General features: G+C 52.6%; 14 protein-coding genes. 6 read left to right on the top strand and 8 right to left on the bottom strand.

Going from position 1 to position 18,011, the window contains the following annotated elements; genetic code table 11:
- Positions 1 to 314 precede the first annotated feature (314 nt).
- Complete coding sequence (gene fucP, locus AC6I7T_RS20265) at positions 315 to 1,643, top strand: L-fucose:H+ symporter permease (RefSeq protein ID WP_497789365.1); 1,329 nt, start codon at positions 315 to 317, stop codon at positions 1,641 to 1,643.
- Between the two features lie 143 nt (positions 1,644 to 1,786).
- Positions 1,787 to 2,530, top strand: coding sequence for an endonuclease III (gene nth, locus AC6I7T_RS20260; RefSeq protein ID WP_497789364.1), 744 nt, complete (start codon positions 1,787 to 1,789; stop codon positions 2,528 to 2,530).
- 76 nt (positions 2,531 to 2,606) lie between these two features.
- Here nth and AC6I7T_RS20255 read toward each other — a convergent pair whose 3' ends face one another.
- The 4 genes from AC6I7T_RS20255 to AC6I7T_RS20240 are packed head-to-tail and all read right to left on the bottom strand — an operon-like array spanning position 2,607 to position 6,491.
- On the bottom strand, positions 2,607 to 3,389 hold the full coding sequence (locus AC6I7T_RS20255; RefSeq protein WP_497789363.1) for a uroporphyrinogen-III synthase: 783 nt from the start codon (positions 3,387 to 3,389) through the stop codon (positions 2,607 to 2,609).
- Positions 3,386 to 4,300, bottom strand: coding sequence for a hydroxymethylbilane synthase (hemC, locus tag AC6I7T_RS20250; protein ID WP_497789361.1), 915 nt, complete (start codon positions 4,298 to 4,300; stop codon positions 3,386 to 3,388). Before hemC ends, AC6I7T_RS20255 begins: the two co-directional genes overlap by 4 nt.
- Positions 4,297 to 5,679: a glutamyl-tRNA reductase gene (gene hemA / locus AC6I7T_RS20245; protein ID WP_497789360.1), complete on the bottom strand. Its 1,383-nt coding sequence runs from the start codon at positions 5,677 to 5,679 to the stop codon at positions 4,297 to 4,299. Before hemA ends, hemC begins: the two co-directional genes overlap by 4 nt.
- On the bottom strand, positions 5,676 to 6,491 hold the full coding sequence (locus AC6I7T_RS20240; RefSeq protein ID WP_497789359.1) for a cytochrome C assembly family protein: 816 nt from the start codon (positions 6,489 to 6,491) through the stop codon (positions 5,676 to 5,678). Before AC6I7T_RS20240 ends, hemA begins: the two co-directional genes overlap by 4 nt.
- Before the next feature lie 376 nt (positions 6,492 to 6,867).
- Here AC6I7T_RS20240 and mutS point away from each other — a divergent pair, with 376 nt between their 5' ends.
- The 4 genes from mutS to AC6I7T_RS20220 all read left to right on the top strand — a co-directional run bounded on the left by mutS (position 6,868) and on the right by AC6I7T_RS20220 (position 13,415).
- The gene (gene mutS, locus AC6I7T_RS20235) at positions 6,868 to 9,438 is read left to right on the top strand and encodes a DNA mismatch repair protein MutS (RefSeq protein WP_497794632.1); all 2,571 of its coding nucleotides are present in this window, start codon (positions 6,868 to 6,870) and stop codon (positions 9,436 to 9,438) included.
- 167 nt (positions 9,439 to 9,605) lie between these two features.
- Positions 9,606 to 10,709: a beta-N-acetylhexosaminidase gene (gene nagZ / locus AC6I7T_RS20230; RefSeq protein ID WP_497789358.1), complete on the top strand. Its 1,104-nt coding sequence runs from the start codon at positions 9,606 to 9,608 to the stop codon at positions 10,707 to 10,709.
- A complete protein-coding gene (locus AC6I7T_RS20225; protein WP_497789356.1) occupies positions 10,706 to 11,887 on the top strand; it encodes an anhydro-N-acetylmuramic acid kinase in 1,182 nt (393 codons plus the stop codon). The genes nagZ and AC6I7T_RS20225 overlap by 4 nt, the downstream gene beginning before the upstream one ends.
- Complete coding sequence (locus AC6I7T_RS20220; protein ID WP_497789355.1) at positions 11,880 to 13,415, top strand: ABC transporter substrate-binding protein; 1,536 nt, start codon at positions 11,880 to 11,882, stop codon at positions 13,413 to 13,415. The genes AC6I7T_RS20225 and AC6I7T_RS20220 overlap by 8 nt, the downstream gene beginning before the upstream one ends.
- A 104-nt stretch (positions 13,416 to 13,519) precedes the next feature.
- Here the strand turns inward: AC6I7T_RS20220 and AC6I7T_RS20215 are convergent, their stop codons facing one another.
- The 4 genes from AC6I7T_RS20215 to AC6I7T_RS20200 all read right to left on the bottom strand — a co-directional run bounded on the left by AC6I7T_RS20215 (position 13,520) and on the right by AC6I7T_RS20200 (position 17,956).
- Complete coding sequence (locus AC6I7T_RS20215; RefSeq protein ID WP_497789354.1) at positions 13,520 to 14,542, bottom strand: ROK family protein; 1,023 nt, start codon at positions 14,540 to 14,542, stop codon at positions 13,520 to 13,522.
- 434 nt (positions 14,543 to 14,976) lie between these two features.
- Positions 14,977 to 16,338 carry a glycoside hydrolase family 27 protein gene (locus AC6I7T_RS20210; RefSeq protein WP_497789353.1) on the bottom strand — a complete coding sequence of 454 codons (1,362 nt, stop codon included), beginning with the start codon at positions 16,336 to 16,338 and terminating at the stop codon, positions 14,977 to 14,979.
- A 119-nt stretch (positions 16,339 to 16,457) separates the two neighbouring features.
- Positions 16,458 to 17,546 (bottom strand): hydrogenase large subunit, encoded by a 1,089-nt coding sequence (locus tag AC6I7T_RS20205; protein WP_497789352.1) that lies wholly within the window; start codon positions 17,544 to 17,546, stop codon positions 16,458 to 16,460.
- On the bottom strand, positions 17,543 to 17,956 hold the full coding sequence (locus AC6I7T_RS20200; protein WP_497794631.1) for an NADH-quinone oxidoreductase subunit C: 414 nt from the start codon (positions 17,954 to 17,956) through the stop codon (positions 17,543 to 17,545). Before AC6I7T_RS20200 ends, AC6I7T_RS20205 begins: the two co-directional genes overlap by 4 nt.
- Positions 17,957 to 18,011 lie beyond the last annotated feature (55 nt).

Genomic DNA, 18,011 nt, shown 5'->3' with positions numbered 1-18,011 from the left:
TGCACTTCCGCAAGCGCCAGAGGACGATGACTTACAAAATCTGGAATCTTTCTTGAACAACATTTGTCCTTTGCCTATATTGGCGTACTGACGTCACCTCGCGCTTCTCACAGGGATAGACGGAACTCAGTCAGGAAGAGATGCGCTAAAAACGGGTGGAAGGTATATGTCCCGCTGCGGAGCACAGAGATCTTCTCCATAAATTTACAAGCGTTTCAAAACCGCAGCTTTATGAAATATGGAATCCGTAGAGATACAGAGGATGTGAAACCCGTACACCACAACTAATTCCTCACCGAAGACAGGACGGCAATATGCTAGCCCACTCGCATGCTACATCGACAAAGGCCGATGGAAATCGCCTGATCGCACCAGGCAATTGGATGCCATTCCTTCTGGTTACAGTGTTGTTCTTTCTTTGGGGCATACCTAACAACCTCAACGATGTCCTGATCCGGCAATTCATGAAGTCCTTCGCCATCTCCCGATTCCAAGCAGGACTAGTGCAATCTGCCTTCTACTTCGGATACTTTCTTCTAGCAATACCCGCCGCTCTCGTCATGAAAAGAGCTGGTTACAAAACAGGTATAGTCACCGGACTATGTCTCTTCGCCAGCGGAACATATTTGTTTTGGCCTGCAGCAATTGTTGGCCGCTACTCACTCTTTCTTCTCGCGCTATTTGTCATTGCCAGTGGTTTATCCTTTTTGGAAACTGCTTCTAACTCCTACATCACCCAATTAGGAGATCCTGCTACTGCAGCAAGACGGCTGAACATTTCTCAAGCCTTTAATCCTTTGGGAGCAATTACCGGAGTTCTGGTTGGAACCATCTTTATCTTCTCCGGCATTGAGCTAAAGCCGGAACAGATTCGTGCACTGCAAGCAGCACACCAGTATCAGGCTTATCTAGAACATGAAACGATGCGGGTTGTCATGCCCTATCTCGTGCTCGGAACAGTTGCTCTGTGCTGGGCAGCTCTCATTCTCTTCTCAAAATTGCCTTCACGCTTTGCACACACGGAAGATGTAAAAGGAGCACATGGAGGGAATGTCCTTGATCTGCTGGAAAACAAGAGATTCTGGTTCGCTGTCTTCGCACAGTTCATGTACGTCGGTACGCAGGTTGGAACCTGGAGCTACTTTATTCAATACGTCCAGGATTGCACACACCAGCCGGAGAAAACGGCAGGATACTTTCTTACTGGAACGCTTGTAGCCTTTGCTGCCGGACGATTCACCTCCGCCTGGATCATGAGGTATATTTCGCCCAGCCGCTTAATGGGACTCTACAGCGTAATCAATATTGCATTAGTGGCCGTAGCTATTCTGTATCCCAGTTGGACAGGACTGTGGTCTCTCTTCCTGACCAGTTTCTTTATGGCTCCAATGTTTCCCACGATCTTTGCGCTTGGCATCTCCGGTCTTGGTTCAAACACGGAGCTTGGCAGTTCTTCCTTAATCATGGCCATTATCGGCGGAGCAGTTCTGACCCCGGCTATGGGATGGATTTCTCAGACGACACAAAACATCGCCATAGCATACTCGGTTCCATTGATCGGATACATCACGATTGCGGCTTTCTCCTTCCTGGCGACCGCCTCAAAAGTCCGACAGCAGGATGAAAGACAGGCAGAGGCATAAGACACCTTCGATGAGGTACAGTCATATGTAGCAACGCTGCTTTGCTAGGATTAAGCCGCGTGAATATTCCTTACACGTAGCAGGGAGTGTATACCCACTACTTGCCGATTCACGAAGAGCGTTCAACGAATGGATGATTGCCAATGCCAGTGAAAAAATCCGTAGTTAAGAAAGCCGTCGCCACACCTGCACCAAAAGCCAAGAGCCCCTCACGTAACGGAAAACAATCTGGCTATAACCCGCTCGCTCAGGAACGCATTGACGCGATCCTCAAAGAACTGGCAAAGGCCTACCCCAACGTGGAATGTGCCTTGCACCACTCAAATCCGTGGGAACTGATGGTTGCAACGATTCTCTCCGCACAATGCACGGATGCCCGGGTTAACATGGTGACGCCAGAGCTCTTCCGCAAGTTTCCTACACCGAAGGCCTTTGCAGAAACATCTCTTCCCGCAATCGAAGAGTCTATCCGTTCTACAGGCTTCTACCACAATAAAGCTAAATCGATCTCTGGTGCCGCAAAGCGCATAATCGCGGAATACAAGGGCAAAGTCCCACAGACAATGGAAGAACTCCTGACGATTCCCGGTGTAGCCCGCAAAACGGCTAATGTAGTGTTAGGCGTGGCTTATAAGAAAGCTGTCGGAGTAGTGGTAGATACTCACGTATCACGTATTTCGCAGCGTCTAGAGCTCACAAAGGAAACTACTCCTGAAAAAATAGAGCAGGACCTGATGAAGATACTGCCGCCAGACCGCTGGATAGCCTTCTCTCACGAGATCATTCATCATGGCAGGCAAATCTGTATTGCGCGCAAGCCCAAATGCCTGGATTGTTCTTTAGAAAAGCTCTGTAACTCGGGAGATAAAACCTGGAGCTCTCACTAGAGATAATAGATCATTCACAGTTACATTTATCAGATCGGCAGTCCAACCCAGGCGTCTGCATCTAGATCTACTGCCATTACATGGCAAGAAGATCTCTAGCGGCCTTGATGATTCCGGGAACATCCGAGGGGTTGGCCTCGATTGCCGGTGGCCAGCCTACCTCACGAAGAGTGCTGCTTGTGATTGGGCCAATGGAAATTGCCTGCACGCCCTGGGGCGGACAAGTTAATCCCGCTTCTTCCAAAAAGCTGAGAAAGTTCTTTACCGCAGACGAACTCAAGAAAGGAATTGCATCAACTCCTTCCGAAAGTATTGCTGCAAGCTTCTCGGCGCCCTGCTTCGGACGTACAGTCTGATAGGCAACAACGATATCCACGATTGTCCCGCAAGCCTCAAGCTCCTGCGGAATAACATCGCGGGCCGCGGCAGCACGAATCAGAAGCACGCGAGAACCGCATACCTTAGGACGCAGCAAGTCGATAAGAGCCTCTGAAACATAGGTTGTCGGCACAACCTCCGGCTTTACGCCCAACCGCAGCAACGCCTCCTCAGTTGCTGCACCCACAGTTGCGATACGAAGCGGCACCAGCACACTCGGAGAAAGCCCCAGCACGGTCAACCGTTCCGATAAAACCCGAACGGCATTTGTACTGGTGAAGATGACCCACTGATAACGCTTCAAATTGAGCAAAGCCTCATCAAGAGGAGCGTAGCTGGAAGGAGGAACAATCTCCACCATGGGAAGCTCCAGCACCGTTGCACCAAGATCCTTGAGGCCATTTGTCAGAGTCGCCGATTGTTCTGCGGAACGTGTCACCAAAATACGCCGGCCTGCAAGAGGGCCCACTTCCGAATTCACTTTGCAGCCTCTCCCGATTGCAGCAGCTGCGACGCGCCTTCGTGCAGCAACTCCTTCGCGATTGCAACGCCAAGGACTTCAGCATCCAGGCCCTGACGAAAAGCACGCAAGACCGTGCTTCCATCGGGCTTCGCCACAGCGCCGAAGATCTCATAATCGGAGGTGGATTTGCGGCAATGGATTCCTATCGGAACCTGACAGCCTCCGCCCAGAGCACCTAAGGCAGTGCGTTCGGCAGTAATCGCAAAACTTGTCTCTTCATCGTTCAGGAACGAAAGCGCACTTAGGGTCGCCTCATCTCCACGACGAGCCTCTATCGCCAATGCACCTTGTCCGGCCGCCGGGCAGATGATTTCGACTGCAAAGCGCTCACGAATGTATCCGGCCTTTTCCAAACGATCGAGTCCAGCCGAAGCAAGAATGATTGCCTCTACCTGCCCTTCTTCCAGCTTGCGTAAACGAGTATCCACATTGCCGCGAAATTCGACGTACTCGAGATCCGCTCTCAGTGCCTTCAGCTGTGCCTGACGACGCAGGCTGCTGGTTCCGACCTTCGCTCCCGAAGGGAGGTCGAGGAAACGCTCATGACGCACAGAAACAAAGGCATCGCGAGGATCGACACGTTTCGGCGTTGCCGCCAAGACAAATGACGAAGGCAGCTCTGTCGGAAGATCCTTAAGGCTATGGACAGCCAGATCAATGCTGCCATCCGCCAGTGCCTCTTCGATTTCTTTTGTGAACATCCCCTTGGACCCAACCTGGGCAAAGGTAACATTCTGCATCCTGTCGCCTGTGGTTTTGATGATCTCGATCGTTACTTCCTGGCCATTCTGGCGCAGGAGACCGGCAATATGATTGGCTTGCCAAAGCGCTAGCTGGGAGCCGCGCGACCCGATTCTAAGCAAATTCAACCCTTCCTTACAGAAGGAGATTGTCCCACAGGAACGGCCTGAGAGGCATCTTCAGCATGATCATGAGGCACGTTACACGTCCGCAGAGGTTCAACATCGGCTTCGGAAGCTGGAGATTCTTCCGGCTTCGATTCCAGCTGAAAAACGTCGGCTAGATAATTCAGCCTTGCGCCATCGCCTTCCCTAGCGGCAGCTTTAATCGCCGTCATCGGGTGGTGCAATAGCTTGTTCATCAATCCGCGGGTGAGCGCTTCTACGGCTGCATACTGCTCGGGAGTAAGAGACTGCAATCGTCCGCCGAATCGCTCCAGTTCAACACGGCGCATCGCCTCCGCAGACTGCTGGAGTTGCACAATTGCCGGAGCTGCATCCACTGTCCGCAGCTTCTTCTGATAGCCTTCGACCTCTTGCGCAACAATCCGTTCGGCAAGCTCAGCCTCGCGAGATCTTTCGGCAAGATGAGAGGCAGCAACGGACTGAAGATCGTCAATGTCATAGACAAAGATCCCCTCCAGCCGGTTCATCTCAGGCTCAACGTCTCTCGGAACGGCAATATCGATGAAGAACATGGGCCGGTTCCGCCGCTTCTGCATGAAGAGCTGCCCGTGTTTCTTCGTAAAGATGGGATGAGGTGCGCCAGTCGAGGTAATGATGATATCCGCCTGGTCGGCTGTACTGTGCAATTCCTCGTACTGGATTACCTGTCCGTGAAACTGCTGCGCCAGACGGACCGCTCGCTCATGAGTACGATTCGAAACCAGAATTGTCCCGGCTCCCTGCTGGATCAAGTGCCGGGCAGCCAATTCGCTCATCTTGCCGGCACCAACCAGGAATACTTTTTTCCCTTCCAGCGAACCAAAGATCTTCTGCGCCAGATCTACAGCTACAGAAGCGATAGAAACTGACGTTTGCCCAATCTGCGTCTCAGTGCGTACCTTTTTAGCCGTAGCAAAGGCGCTGCCCAGGAGCCTCTCGAGATTTCCACTCAGGGTACCGGCCTCACGCGCAGCAGTATAGGCGTCTTTCACCTGCCCAAGAATCTGAGGCTCTCCAACCACCATGGAGTCCAGACTGGCAGCGACACGAAAGACATGCCGCACCGCTTCACGCTCGCGATACTCATACACGTGAGGCTTCAACAGATTCGATTCCAGGGAGAAATACTGATTCAGGAACTGCTGAAGATCGACGGATGGGGTCTCTGTCCAAGCCAGAAGCTCTACCCGATTGCACGTAGAGACGATCATCGCCTCTTTCACTCCGGGTGTTCCCGCCAAAGATTGGGTGGCCTCGCGCAAAAGATGCGCCGGAATAGCAATGCGTTCGCGCAATTCAATCGGCGCGGTCTTGTGATTGACTCCCAGCAGTATCAAACTCATGGCGCCGTAAACCTATGAACAGCGCTGAACTGGTTTGCAGCCCAGACGCCGAGCATGACTAAGAAAAACAGACTGGATACATAGGCTGCTTTCCTGCCACGCAGCCCCTGAACACGTCGAATGAACAACAAAACTACATAAAGCAGCCACATGCCAAAGGAGGCAATGACTTTAGGATCGTGGAAGTATTCCGACCCGACCTTCTCCTGCGCCACCAGCGACCCCACCAGCAGGCCTACCGTCATACAGGGGAAGCCGATCAACAGCGTGGAGTAGGCGATCTTGTCCATGGTATCTAGAGGAGGAAGCCAGGTAAGCAATCGCGAAGGCACCTTGCTCTTCAGACGCCGTTCCTGCAACAGGTAGAAGAAGCTGGCCAACATACTGAAGATCAAGGCCACATAAGCAGCAAGAAGAGTGCTGATGTGCGCAAAAAGCCAGCCGCTCCGGACCCCCGTTGCAGCAAAGGTATATTTGTCAGGCCCCATGGACGGAATAAGCACCAGAAAGAACGTCAACGGCAGGGCAAAGATTCCGAACGACACGGTACGCCGGAGCAACCAAAGAATGAGAAATGTCGCAGAAATCAACAGGCCCAGTAAGGCATGGACTTCATGCATTCCCACCGGAATCCACCGATGTGCCGCTGCCAGCATCTCGACGACAGCAACGAAATGAAAAAAGAACGCGGTAAGAGCTGCCGGAATGCACATCCTCCACCAACGAGGACGGCCGTAGAGCACGGCAGGCAGCGCCGTTGCGCTTGCAATCGCATATAACACCGCCGCCACTCTTAACCACAATAGAAACATGCGTCTCCTACCTTAAGGTCTAGCCTTTCAGTATACTGTGATTTAAATCACACATTTAAGGCTAGTTCCTACCACATTTTAAGAAGCCTCTCCGTTGCATATCGACTCCTTATATTTTCTTATGAGAGATGCAGGGAGAGAGGCCTAGGAAGCAATCCGCAGAAAACAAAAGGGATCTTGGATGCACTCGCTTTCCACCGTTCCTTGGGCTGCCGGGCTACACCCTCCCCCGTGTTCGCGATATTCTGGGCTTTACCAACCTTGCTGATAAGGCAAGCTGCTCATCCCGATCTTTTCCGACCTGGGTAGAAGGAAAACCGTTTTCGTGTCTGAAGAACAAACAACTCAGGCGCCCGCTGCGGCGCAGACCCCCCTGATGCGGCAGTACATGACTGCCAAACGTCAACATCCGGATACCCTTCTGTTTTTCCGATTGGGCGACTTTTATGAGCTTTTCTTTGATGACGCTCATGTAGCCTCCCGGGAGCTGCAAATTACGCTCACGGCTCGCGACAAGGAACGAAACGTCCCAATGTGCGGAGTTCCCTATCATGCCGCCGAAGGCTACATGACCCGGCTGCTCCGCAAGGGATACCGCATTGCCATCTGCGAGCAGATGGAAGATCCCAAGCTGACTAAAAAGATCGTTCGCCGAGAAGTCACCCGGGTTTTAACTCCGGGAACGGCAATGGATCCAGCCCTGGGACAGGAACAGAATAATTTCCTGGCGGCCTTGCACCTCAGTACCAATGTCGCAGCCCTGGCACTGCTCGATCTCTCTACCGGAGAATTTCGCGCTGCCGAATTCACCGGCAGCGGTGCTGACGCTCAATGTTTTGAGGAGTTGCTTAAGGCACAACCTCAAGAAGTCTTGCTGGCCAATAGTCTTTCCACAGAGGACATGCCAGCCCTGGATCGCATTCCAGCCAAGACACGCATTGAAGACTGGGTCTTTACCTCCGATTACGCCGTTCCCTTGCTGGAACGGCAGTTGAACGCTCATTCGCTGGATGGCTTCGGGCTCTCCGAACACACAGCTGCGGCAGTTGCCGCCGGAGCCGTGCTCCATTATGTCCGGTCAACCCAGCAACTCGATGCTACCCACGTAGACAGCATCCGTTTCTTTGAACGCTCGGAGTTTTTACAACTCGACCATGTAACGGTTCGCAATCTCGAGCTGATTTCCCCGCTCTTCTCCGACAGCTCGGAGGAAGCCACGCTCTTTCGTACACTCGACTTTTGCCTTACCCCGATGGGCAAGCGCATGTTGCGCTCCTCCATCCTGCGTCCGCTCTTTTCCGCACCAGCGATTGAAGATCGCTATGAAGCGGTTAGTGCCGCCACTGGGGATTTGTTACTGCGTGAGGGCTTACGCAATGCTCTCTCAGGCGTCATGGATCTGGAACGCCTTCTGGCCCGGATCTCTCTAGACAGCGCTGGACCACGCGATGTGGTTGCACTCGCTACCTCGCTACAGAAGCTGCCTGCAGTCAAGTCCGCTGCAGAAAAGATCGCAGCACCACTCTGCCAGGATCTCAGTTCGCGCCTAGACCTGTTGGAGGAGCTGACTTCTCGCATTCTTACCAGCCTGGTTCCCAATCCCCCGCTCACCTTAGCGGAAGGAGGAGCAATTGCACCCGGGGTCGATACCGAACTGGACGATCTCCGCAACGCCAGTCAGAACGGACGACAGGCCATTGCAGCCATTGAAGAGCGCGAACGCACTCGAACCGGCATTTCCTCGCTTAAGGTTCGTTTCAATTCAGTTTTTGGCTACTACATCGAAATCACCAAGGCCAATTTGAAGTCTGTTCCCGACGATTACGAGCGCAAGCAGACGCTCGTCAATGCCGAGCGCTTCACCACTCCGGAACTTAAGGATTACGAAACCCGCATCCTTACAGCGCACGAACGCTGCATCGAAATCGAGAAGCGGATCTTCGCCGAACTACGGCGTTGTGTACTGGAAGCCGCCGGACGCATCCGGCGATCAAGTTCGATTGTCGCGGAGATGGACTTGCTGGCCAACTTTGCTCACCTCGCAGCTTCCCGTAACTATGTCCGGCCTCAATTGACCTCAGATAGTGTTCTTGAAGCCAAAGGTGGACGGCATCCTGTGATCGAGTGCCTGCTGGAACAAAGTAGCGAAGGCCATTTCACACCTAACGACCTCTATCTGGACACAAAGGGACCTAGTCTCCTGCTCATCACCGGACCCAATATGGGTGGTAAATCTACCTATCTGCGGCAGGCGGCGCTTCTAATCATCATGGCGCAGATGGGTTGCTTCGTTCCTGCGGCAAGCTTTCGCTATGGATTGGTCGACCGTGTCTACACCCGCATTGGTGCCAGCGACAACGTAGCCCGTGGGCGCTCCACCTTCATGGTAGAGATGACCGAAACAGCTACCATCCTAAATACCGCCACGGCACAGTCACTGATTTTGCTCGACGAGATGGGACGAGGAACAGCAACCTTCGATGGACTTTCTCTGGCCTGGGCCACCGTGGAATATCTGCATGCAGAGGTTGGAGCTCGAACGCTCTTCGCTACGCACTACCACGAGCTGACCATGTTGTCCGATCAGCTGCCACGGTTGGAAAATCTGCGTGTCAATGTGAAGGAAACCCCAAAGGGAATCGTCTTTCTGCACTCTATTGAACCGGGAGCCGCAAGCAAGAGCTACGGTATCGATGTTGCACGTCTGGCAGGACTGCCCTCGGCAGTTATCGAACGTGCCCGACAGGTCTTGCGTCAACACGAGAAAGCGGAACGGCGCAATGTTGAAGTAGAGAAAGACCAGCCTCTCCAGCTGACAATGTTCACCCCCCTCTCTCAGCGAGTTGTCGATCGCCTGTCAGAAACAGACATTAATGCTCTGACGCCTCTGGAAGCACTGAATCTGCTGAATGAGCTAAAAAGTGAGATTCAGCAACAGAAGTTATAAAAGCAGGGCCTCACACGATCTAACCTGCTTGCTGGTCAAATCGTGTGAGGCCTTGGTGACTGATTCCTGAAGTAATTGATTTTTCTGATAAACCAATCGCAGCCCCTCTTCATATCGCCATTCATGAACCGTCTATAGCAACGCAAGATCTGCTCTAGAATCAATCCATGGCAAAAACACAGCTGCGCCACTCCGTTGGTCAATTGCTTATTGTCGGCCTCTCCGGCCCGGAGTTGACGGCAACGGAGCGAGCCTGGCTCAAGCTGATTCGCCCTTCCGGCATCATCCTCTTCCGTCGCAATATTGAAACCGTCGAACAAACCCGTCGCCTGCTGGAAGAGTCCACAGCCCTTTGTGCCCAGCCAGCCTTTCGCTTTGTCGATGTCGAGGGAGGATTGGTTGATCGGCTGCGGGATGTCATTGCCCCCAACCCGTCGGCGCAGGCGGTAGCAAAACACGGAAAACCCCGGCTCATGAGAGAACACGGAAAGCTCATCGGTCGAGAGGTGCGGGCCTTAGGATTCAATACCACCTTGGCACCTGTTCTCGATCTTGGGTTGCCGGAATCGGCTTTGGTAATGAAGACCAGAGTCGCCGCGCCAACCCCGGAAGGAGTTATCCGCTATGCCTCCGAGTTTCTCGACGGACTCCACTCCGAAGGAATTCTAGGCTGTGGCAAACACTTTCCCGGTCTTGGAGGTGGCACACTCGATTCCCACGAGGCCACTCCATCAATCCCTCGCACCTATCGGGACCTGTGGCAATACGATCTGCTTCCATACCGGAAACTTCGTCGCAATTTGCCGATTGTGATGGTTTCTCATGCGGCATATCCGCAAACCAAGAGCGGGCAAACTCCGGCATCGGTCTCCAGCTTCTGGATCAATAATGTTCTGCGCAAACAGATCGGATATCGCGGACTGGCCCTCTCCGATGACATGGAGATGGGCGGCATCCTTAAGCACATGCCAATGGAAGAGGCTGCCGTTGCAGCAATCGGTGCAGGTACTGACTTGATTGAAATCTGTCACAGCCAGGAACTCATCTTCCGCGCCTACGAAGCACTGCTAACCCATGCGGAGCAATCCTCGTCTTTTGCCAGACAAGTTGAGGCACGCGCGAAAAACATTCGTGCATGCCAGCGTAAGCTGTTAACCCAGGCCAAGACATCTCCTCTCACAGATAAGGGATTACAGAAGCTCCGTGGAGATGTAAACAAGTTCTTCCAGACGGTAGAGAAGGCCAAAGCAGACAGAAAGGTGAGCAAATGAAATCTGTAACAAAGCCCATGGTTGTTGCCGGTATTATGAGCGGTACCTCTGCCGACGGAATCGACGTTGCCCTGGTACGAATAACTCCTCAGGCAAAAGGAAGCTATCCACGGCTTCGTCTGCTAAAGCATTGTGCATTTTCTTTTCCTGCCGCGCTGCGCCGTGCAGTGCTTGCTGCAATGAATGCAAGCTCCATCTCTACAGCAGAACTGGGCCGTTTGAACTGGCGCCTGGGATTGGCTTATGCCGAAGCGGTTAAGGAAACCCTTGCAACGCATCCCGTCCGCCTCAACCTCGTCGGATGTCATGGCCAGACGCTCTATCATCAGGCAGAACCCAGCCGCTACGCGGGAAGTACCTTTGCTTGCACCTGGCAGGCTGGAGAAACTTCTTTGATCGCTGCTCAGGCTAGTGTCCCGGTAGTTTCCAACTTCCGCCCTGCGGACATGGCGGCCGGTGGACTCGGAGCTCCGCTGGTCCCGCTCCTGGACTATGCATTCTTTCGCCATGCCACGCGAGGCCGGATTCTGCAAAATATTGGCGGCATCGGGAACCTGACATCGATTCCTCCTTCGGCAAATCTCCGCTCCGTTCGGGCCTTCGATACGGGCCCGGGAAACATGATCATCGATGCACTGATGCAGGAACTCTTTCATCGCTCGTATGATCGAGGCGGCAAGATCGCATCTCAAGGAAAGATTCTGGAAACACCATTGAAGAAGGCTCTTCGCAATCGCTTCTTTTCCTCTGCGCCTCCCAAGACAGCGGGGCGTGAAGAGTTCGGAAGAGAATATGCTGCACAATTCCTTCGCGATTGCCAAAAAGCCAGCAAGCGCCCTGAAGACGCGATTGCTACGGCCACAGCCTTCACTGCAGAGAGCATTCGCATGGCCTATGAACAATTCGTAGCTGCGGATATGAAGAAAGCAGCCGTCGATTACCTCCTCTCAGGAGGAGGAGCAAAGAACGTTACGCTCTTCCGCATGCTGGAAGAAAGGCTTTCACCACTTGGTTGTCGCGTAGCCACCAGCGAAGATTTTGGCCTGCCGACTCAGGCAAAGGAGGCTGTTGCCTTTGCTCTTCTGGCTTGGCAGACATGGAACCATCTGCCAGGGAATGTACCGTCGGCAACCGGCGCGGAACGTCCTGCAATTCTGGGGCAAATCACGTATGTTTAGGGCATTTCCGCACCGTGCGTTCCTGGCCATGTCCTTAGGGCTTTTGGCATCTCTCTCAGGATGCAAGCACTCACGCCAGCAGAACGACGCTGTAGTTGTTCTTATCGAAAGCAGCCCCAATAGCCTGGATCCGCGCATCGGCACCGATGCGCAATCCGAGAGGATCGATGCGTTGATCTTCGATGGGCTCGTTCGTCGTGATGAGCACTTTTCGATGCAGCCATCGCTGGCTACCAGTTGGGAATCTCCCGATCCGAAGACAGTTACCTTCCATTTGCGAACGGATGTCCATTTCCATGATGGAAGACCATTGACTTCACAAGATGTGAAGTGGACCTTCGATTCAATTCGATCCGGCAAGATAGTTACGGCCAAAGCCGGAGCATACGTCAGTATCGATAGCGTGGAAGCAGCCGATCCGAAGACCGTCATCTTCCATCTCAAGAAGCCGGATAACTTCCTGTTGCCCAATCTGGCCGACGCCGGAATCGGAATTGTTCCCGTAGGTAGTGGGCCCGACTTTTGGAAACACCCCATCGGTAGCGGCCCCTTCCGTTTTGTCAGGCAGGAGATAGACAAAGAAGTAGTTCTGGAAAGGAACCCGAACTCCTGGAATACGCAGCCACATATCGAGCGCGTCACCTTTTCCGTCGTTCCTGATGCGATTACTCGAGCCTTGGAGTTACAGAAGGGCTCCGCAGACGTTGCGATCAACTCGCTAACGGCAGACATGGTCGAGGCCTTGCGTTCTCGTTCGCAACTGGTCGTCGAAAGCGGCCCGGGAACCATCGTTAGCTATCTCGGGTTCAATGTGCAGGATCCGACATTGAAGGATGCCCACATCCGTCGGGCCATCGCCTTCGGGATCAATCGTCCGTTAATTATTCAGTCTCTGTGGAGAGGCCATGCCAAGATCGCCGAAAGCATGTTGCCGGAACAGCACTGGGCCTGGTCTGGAGATACTGCCCATTATCCCTACGATCCGGAGCAGGCAAACCGAATCCTGGATGCAGCGGGTTACAAACGACAGGCTGACGGCATGCGCTTTCATCTCGGCATGAAAACTTCGACAGACGAGAGTTCCAGACTCCTTGCCGTAATTCTGCAACAGCAACTCCGACAAATCGGTATCGCCCTCGATATCCGGAGCTTTGAATTTGCCACATTCTATGCGGATATCAGCCGGGGAGCCTTCCAGGTATTCACGCTGCGATGGATTGGAGGAAACGAGCAGCCGGATATCTTCGGCTATGCCTTCTCTTCGGGACGTGTTCCGCCTAAAGGGGCTAATCGCGGCCGTTATCTCAATCCGGCACTGGATACTCTAGTACAGAACGCATCCGAAATTACCGACCAGCAACAGCGCAAGGAAGACTACCGTAAGATCCAGCAGATTCTGGCAACCGATCTTCCTGCTATCAACCTTTGGTACTTCGATACGGTCCTGGTTCACAGCCGGCGATTGAAGAATGTCCACGTCCCCCTGTCAGGAGACTATAACTTCCTCAAAGACGCAGAACTGCGCTGAGCATTTCGTATTTCGCGGAAGGATGTAGACCGAAGCATCGAAGCCTGTTCGATTTTCGTACTTCGGTTTACATCCATCAAACAAATGCTTTACCTGAAACAGCGCTATCTGACGACACTCGAAGTGCTCGTCTGTTCTTCCTTGGATAAATATCCCTGCAAATGGAAGGGCAACATCGCGGCACCTAGCAGACCAGCTTCCGATCCCCGTTGTGCACGTACGATAAATGTCTCGCCCTCTGCACCATCGTTTGCATCCCGTTCGTTCTTCGGAAGAGTCAACCGATACACATAACTGCGGTCTCTAAGCTCTTCAAACATCGCCGGAGCAAAAAGATCCCATGACTGAGAAACACCTCCGCCAATCACGTAAAGAGGCAGATTGAGTGTATTGATCAAGGCAGTCAACGAGATTCCCAGGCTACGACCGACAATCCGGAAGACCTCTAACGCAGTCGTATTCTTCTCCCGGGCCAGTTCGGCCACTTCGGCGGAGCTCGGAGTCTCACCCGAACGGGTTTTCAGTCCATGCTCACCGGCTATACGGCTGACAGCTGTCGCTGACGCATATTTCTCCAGACAGCCCTTTCCTCCGCATCCACAGGGCGCGCCGTCATCGACAACAATGATGTGTCCAGCCTCGCCCCCCATACCGCAGAAGCCATGCCAGATCTTGCCATCAAGAATAATGCCGCTTCCAACGCCGGTTCCTAAAGTGAGCATTGCCAGAGAGCTATTGAAGCCCTGCTTTTGACCGGCACCAAAGATCCATTCCGCAAGTGCCGCAAGATTTGCATCATTTTCCAGGTAGACCTGGGGCCCCAGAGCTCTCTTGAACTCCTCAAGAAGGGGGAAACCGCTCCAGCCTTCCAGATTGGGAGGATTTCGCAGAATCCCAATTGGCAGTTCCAGTGGACCCGGGGTTCCGATACCGATTCCGACGAGCTTCTTCCCATTGGCGCAAGAGCCCTTCAGGTCGGCGACAACTCGCGCCATATCCCGAATAACAGCCGAGGGACCGCCCGCAACATCTGTCCGGATGGAACGGGAACCAAGACATTCTCCGTCCTGTAAAAATGCACCAATCCTCAGATTGGTACCACCGAGATCCACACCGATTGAATACATGGAACTAAATGCCTGCCCTTCAACAAACTAGATCTGCAGAAAATCCGTCCATAAAGCCCTCCTGCAGTGCAAGGTACCTCTTCAGGCGTACCGATATAGATAACGTTACCATAAATGATCTTGGGCTCTGACAAAAATAAAAATTTTGCCTCCTGAAGGTAACTTGATCCACCCGGAGAGGCGTTCATAACTCAACCTACGGTTGTAAGTAGCCCGGAAGAGGGTTAGTTCACGTGACTGAACAAATTTAATGCTCTTTAAAGAAAGCGGGAACCCCACACGATTCGCGAAAAGATGCGAATCGAATGGGGCGCCCATTAGAGCGCGAAACCAGCGTTACTGTGTCCTCACAAAATACGGTGATGTGCAGGTTTTCTTTACGGAAAACCTGCACAAGAATTTGTGGCTCAGGATACATCTACGCTGGTTTTGCCCTAGCTCTTTTTGCGCTCAGAAACGGCATAAAAGACAGAGGCATGCGGCTGCAGGCCTATCTTAAGCTTCTCGGCAGTACCCAACGAACGCCGATTCCACAAATCCCGTACAGTTGGAGTAGATAACTTAAGCCCAATCTCCTGCCAGGCGAAATCTGCCTGCTGCTCTTTTTCTCCGATGTTAAAAACCGCAACATAATGAACTCGACCATCTTCCGATTCCGCTGTCCAAATACGGACACCATCTTTATCCAAGACTTGCTTGTTATTTCGGCTATGTTGGTTGACAGCCAATACCTCGGAATTCGTCAGAAGAGTAAAAGTAGCTTCATCCGTTGTCAGCAGATCGCCACCAAAGATCAATGGCGAACGGAAGATACTCCACAGAGTCATCATTGTCCGCTGTTCATCGGGTGTGAAGAGTGTGTGATTCGGCTTTTCGGCATCGGGAGTGCTATGAACACGAATGCTGCCTAAAGGAAGCATATCTGCATCCGGCCAGGTGTTGTTCTTACCTATGTACGGAGCCCAGTCGCGAGTGTAATCGAACTGCTGGAGAAGCAACTTCCAGTTATCCCAAAAGTCATCCGAGATGCGCCACATCTGCGCCTGTTGCTCAAAGACAGAAGCGAAAGGAACTGGAGCAGGCCCTGGAGACAAACTCAATACAATGGAGCGGCCCGTTTTGTGGATTGCAGTCGCGATTGCCGTATATTCAGGCTGACGCTGATCATAAGGACGCATATCATCGGCCTTAATAAAGTCAACGCCCCATGAGGCGTACATCTTAACGATAGAATCGTAATATTCCTGTGCGCCGGGCTTGGACATATCGATGCCATACATATCCGGGTTCCAGGGGCAGATATGTACCTTGTCTGCGATATCGGCAGCATGGTATTGAGTACCAAGAATGGGAAGGTTATTCGTTACTGCTTGTCGCGGAATTCCCCTCATGATGTGAATACCAAATTTCAGTCCCCGGGCATGTACATAGTCAGCCAATGGCTTAAATCCTGCACCCTTTGCAGACGAAGGGAAACGATTCTCGGCAGGAATCAGCCGCCCATAAGAATCCACGGAAAGAGAAGCACCTTCTTTGTAATCGTGTCCTGCGGCGTTCGGAGCATACCACTCAATATCGACCACTACGTATTTCCAGCCAAAGCGTGACAGCTTTTGAGCCATCACGTCCGCATTGGCTTTGACCTGTTCTTCACGAACATCTGTACCGTAAGAATCCCAGCTATTCCATCCCATGGGAGGAGAGGGAGCTACGCTCTTTTCCTCAGCAAAGGCCATACCCGCTAACAACAATGAAGAAATTCCCCATGCACTGAGGGAAAGAGCAAGATGCCTCATTCCGCGTTTCACTCCCAATTCCTTTCAAAGAAAGCTTCGCAGGAAGGATATGCAAACGCAGAAATCCTCACAAGTATTGAATCTGCAATTCCGGGGCTGGGTCTCCCGGCTCTTATTGCTTATCGATCAGTACAGGAATAACAAGGATCAATCGAGGCCTGAATCAAAGGCGAATCGGCCAACTCCGCTCCTATCACCGCCAGCTTTACCGCTGGCATGTTCATAAAAGTCGGGGTCCTTACCCTTACGCGCTGAGGGATATCGGAGCCATCCGAAGCTACGAAATAAAAAACCTCTCCGCGGGGAGCTTCGATTCGGCTAACCGCTGTTCCGCTTGGGACTTTTGCACGAGCGGCAACTGGTGCGGGATTTCGTATCAGACCGGCAGGCATCTTCTTGAGCGCCTGGAGAAGAATCCGGCAGCTCTCAATCATCTCCAAGGCTCTTACGACGAGTCTTGCTCTCACATCTCCACCTGTTTCGACCGGTACTTGAAATTCCAGCTGATCGTAGGCCGCATAAGGGACATCTTTGCGAATGTCTTGTGGAACCCCCGAAGCTCTTGCCAGCGGTCCAACTAACGCCAAAGCTTTTGCCTGCTCCGTTGTCAGAACGCCAACTCCCGTACAGCGAGAACTGATTGTCGCATTCTGGGTAAAGATGGGGATAACACTTCGGGTTATCTCACGCTCCATCTCCCCCACGATGTTCAGGACCAACTCCGGATCGGTAATATCTCGATTGACACCACCGAAGCAATTCATTCCATAGTTAACCCGATTCCCCGAGATCGCTTCCAAAGCATCCAGAACCTTTTCGCGAAGAGCGAAGCAAGTCATAAACATCGTCTTGAAACCGATGAGTTTTGCCGCAATGCCTGCCCATAGGAAATGAGAGTGCAGCCTTTCCAATTCGGACATGACAACGCGAATATAGAGAGCACGCTCAGGAGGAATCAGGTTTGATAGTCGCTCAACGGCCTGACAAAAGGAGAGTGAGTGGACATTGGAGCAGATACCGCAAACCCGTTCAACCAGGGTGATCACCTGGATGAAGTTGCGGCGTTCCGCCAGATACTCAATGCCCCGGAAATTGAATCCTACATAGAGTTCGGCCTCACGAACAATCTCCCCATCGCAAGCCAGCTCCAGCTTATAGGGCTCCTCCAGCGCAGGATGATAAGGGCCGATGGGAACGCGATAACTCATTGCGCGGCTTCGCCTCCGAGATGAACTCCGGGGATATCGCCAACACGCAGCATCAAAGGCTGAATAGAACCCCTGCCGGAAAAAGCAATGGCGAAGTAATCGTGAATCTCCCGTTCCGCCCAATCAGCAGCGGGAACCAGATCATAAATGCTGGCAATGCGCTTCTCTTTGGTGCACAGAAGAAAGGTCAGAAGCTCGCCATGAAAATCCCAGTGATAGTCCAGATTGAATTCGTCCTCTGCATTCTCGACTGCGGTGATGGTCACAAAACGAGCTCCGCTTGAGAGCATCAACTGTGTAACAGCGCGAACGTCCTTTTCTTCCGGCGCAATCCACCAGGAGCCATTTGCCTGTTCCCATTCATCGCCCACGCCCAGCTGTCGAAGTGTGTTTTTGAAATCGGTATCCATTTCTGACACTTTTCTGTCTCCGTGTTTCTCGCGCTCGAGCACGCAGCTTATCGAG

Source organism: Humiphilus diazotrophicus (assembly GCF_059726315.1).
The sequence above is the reverse complement of the archived record's forward strand: the minus strand, read 5'-3'. Positions and strand labels throughout refer to the sequence as shown.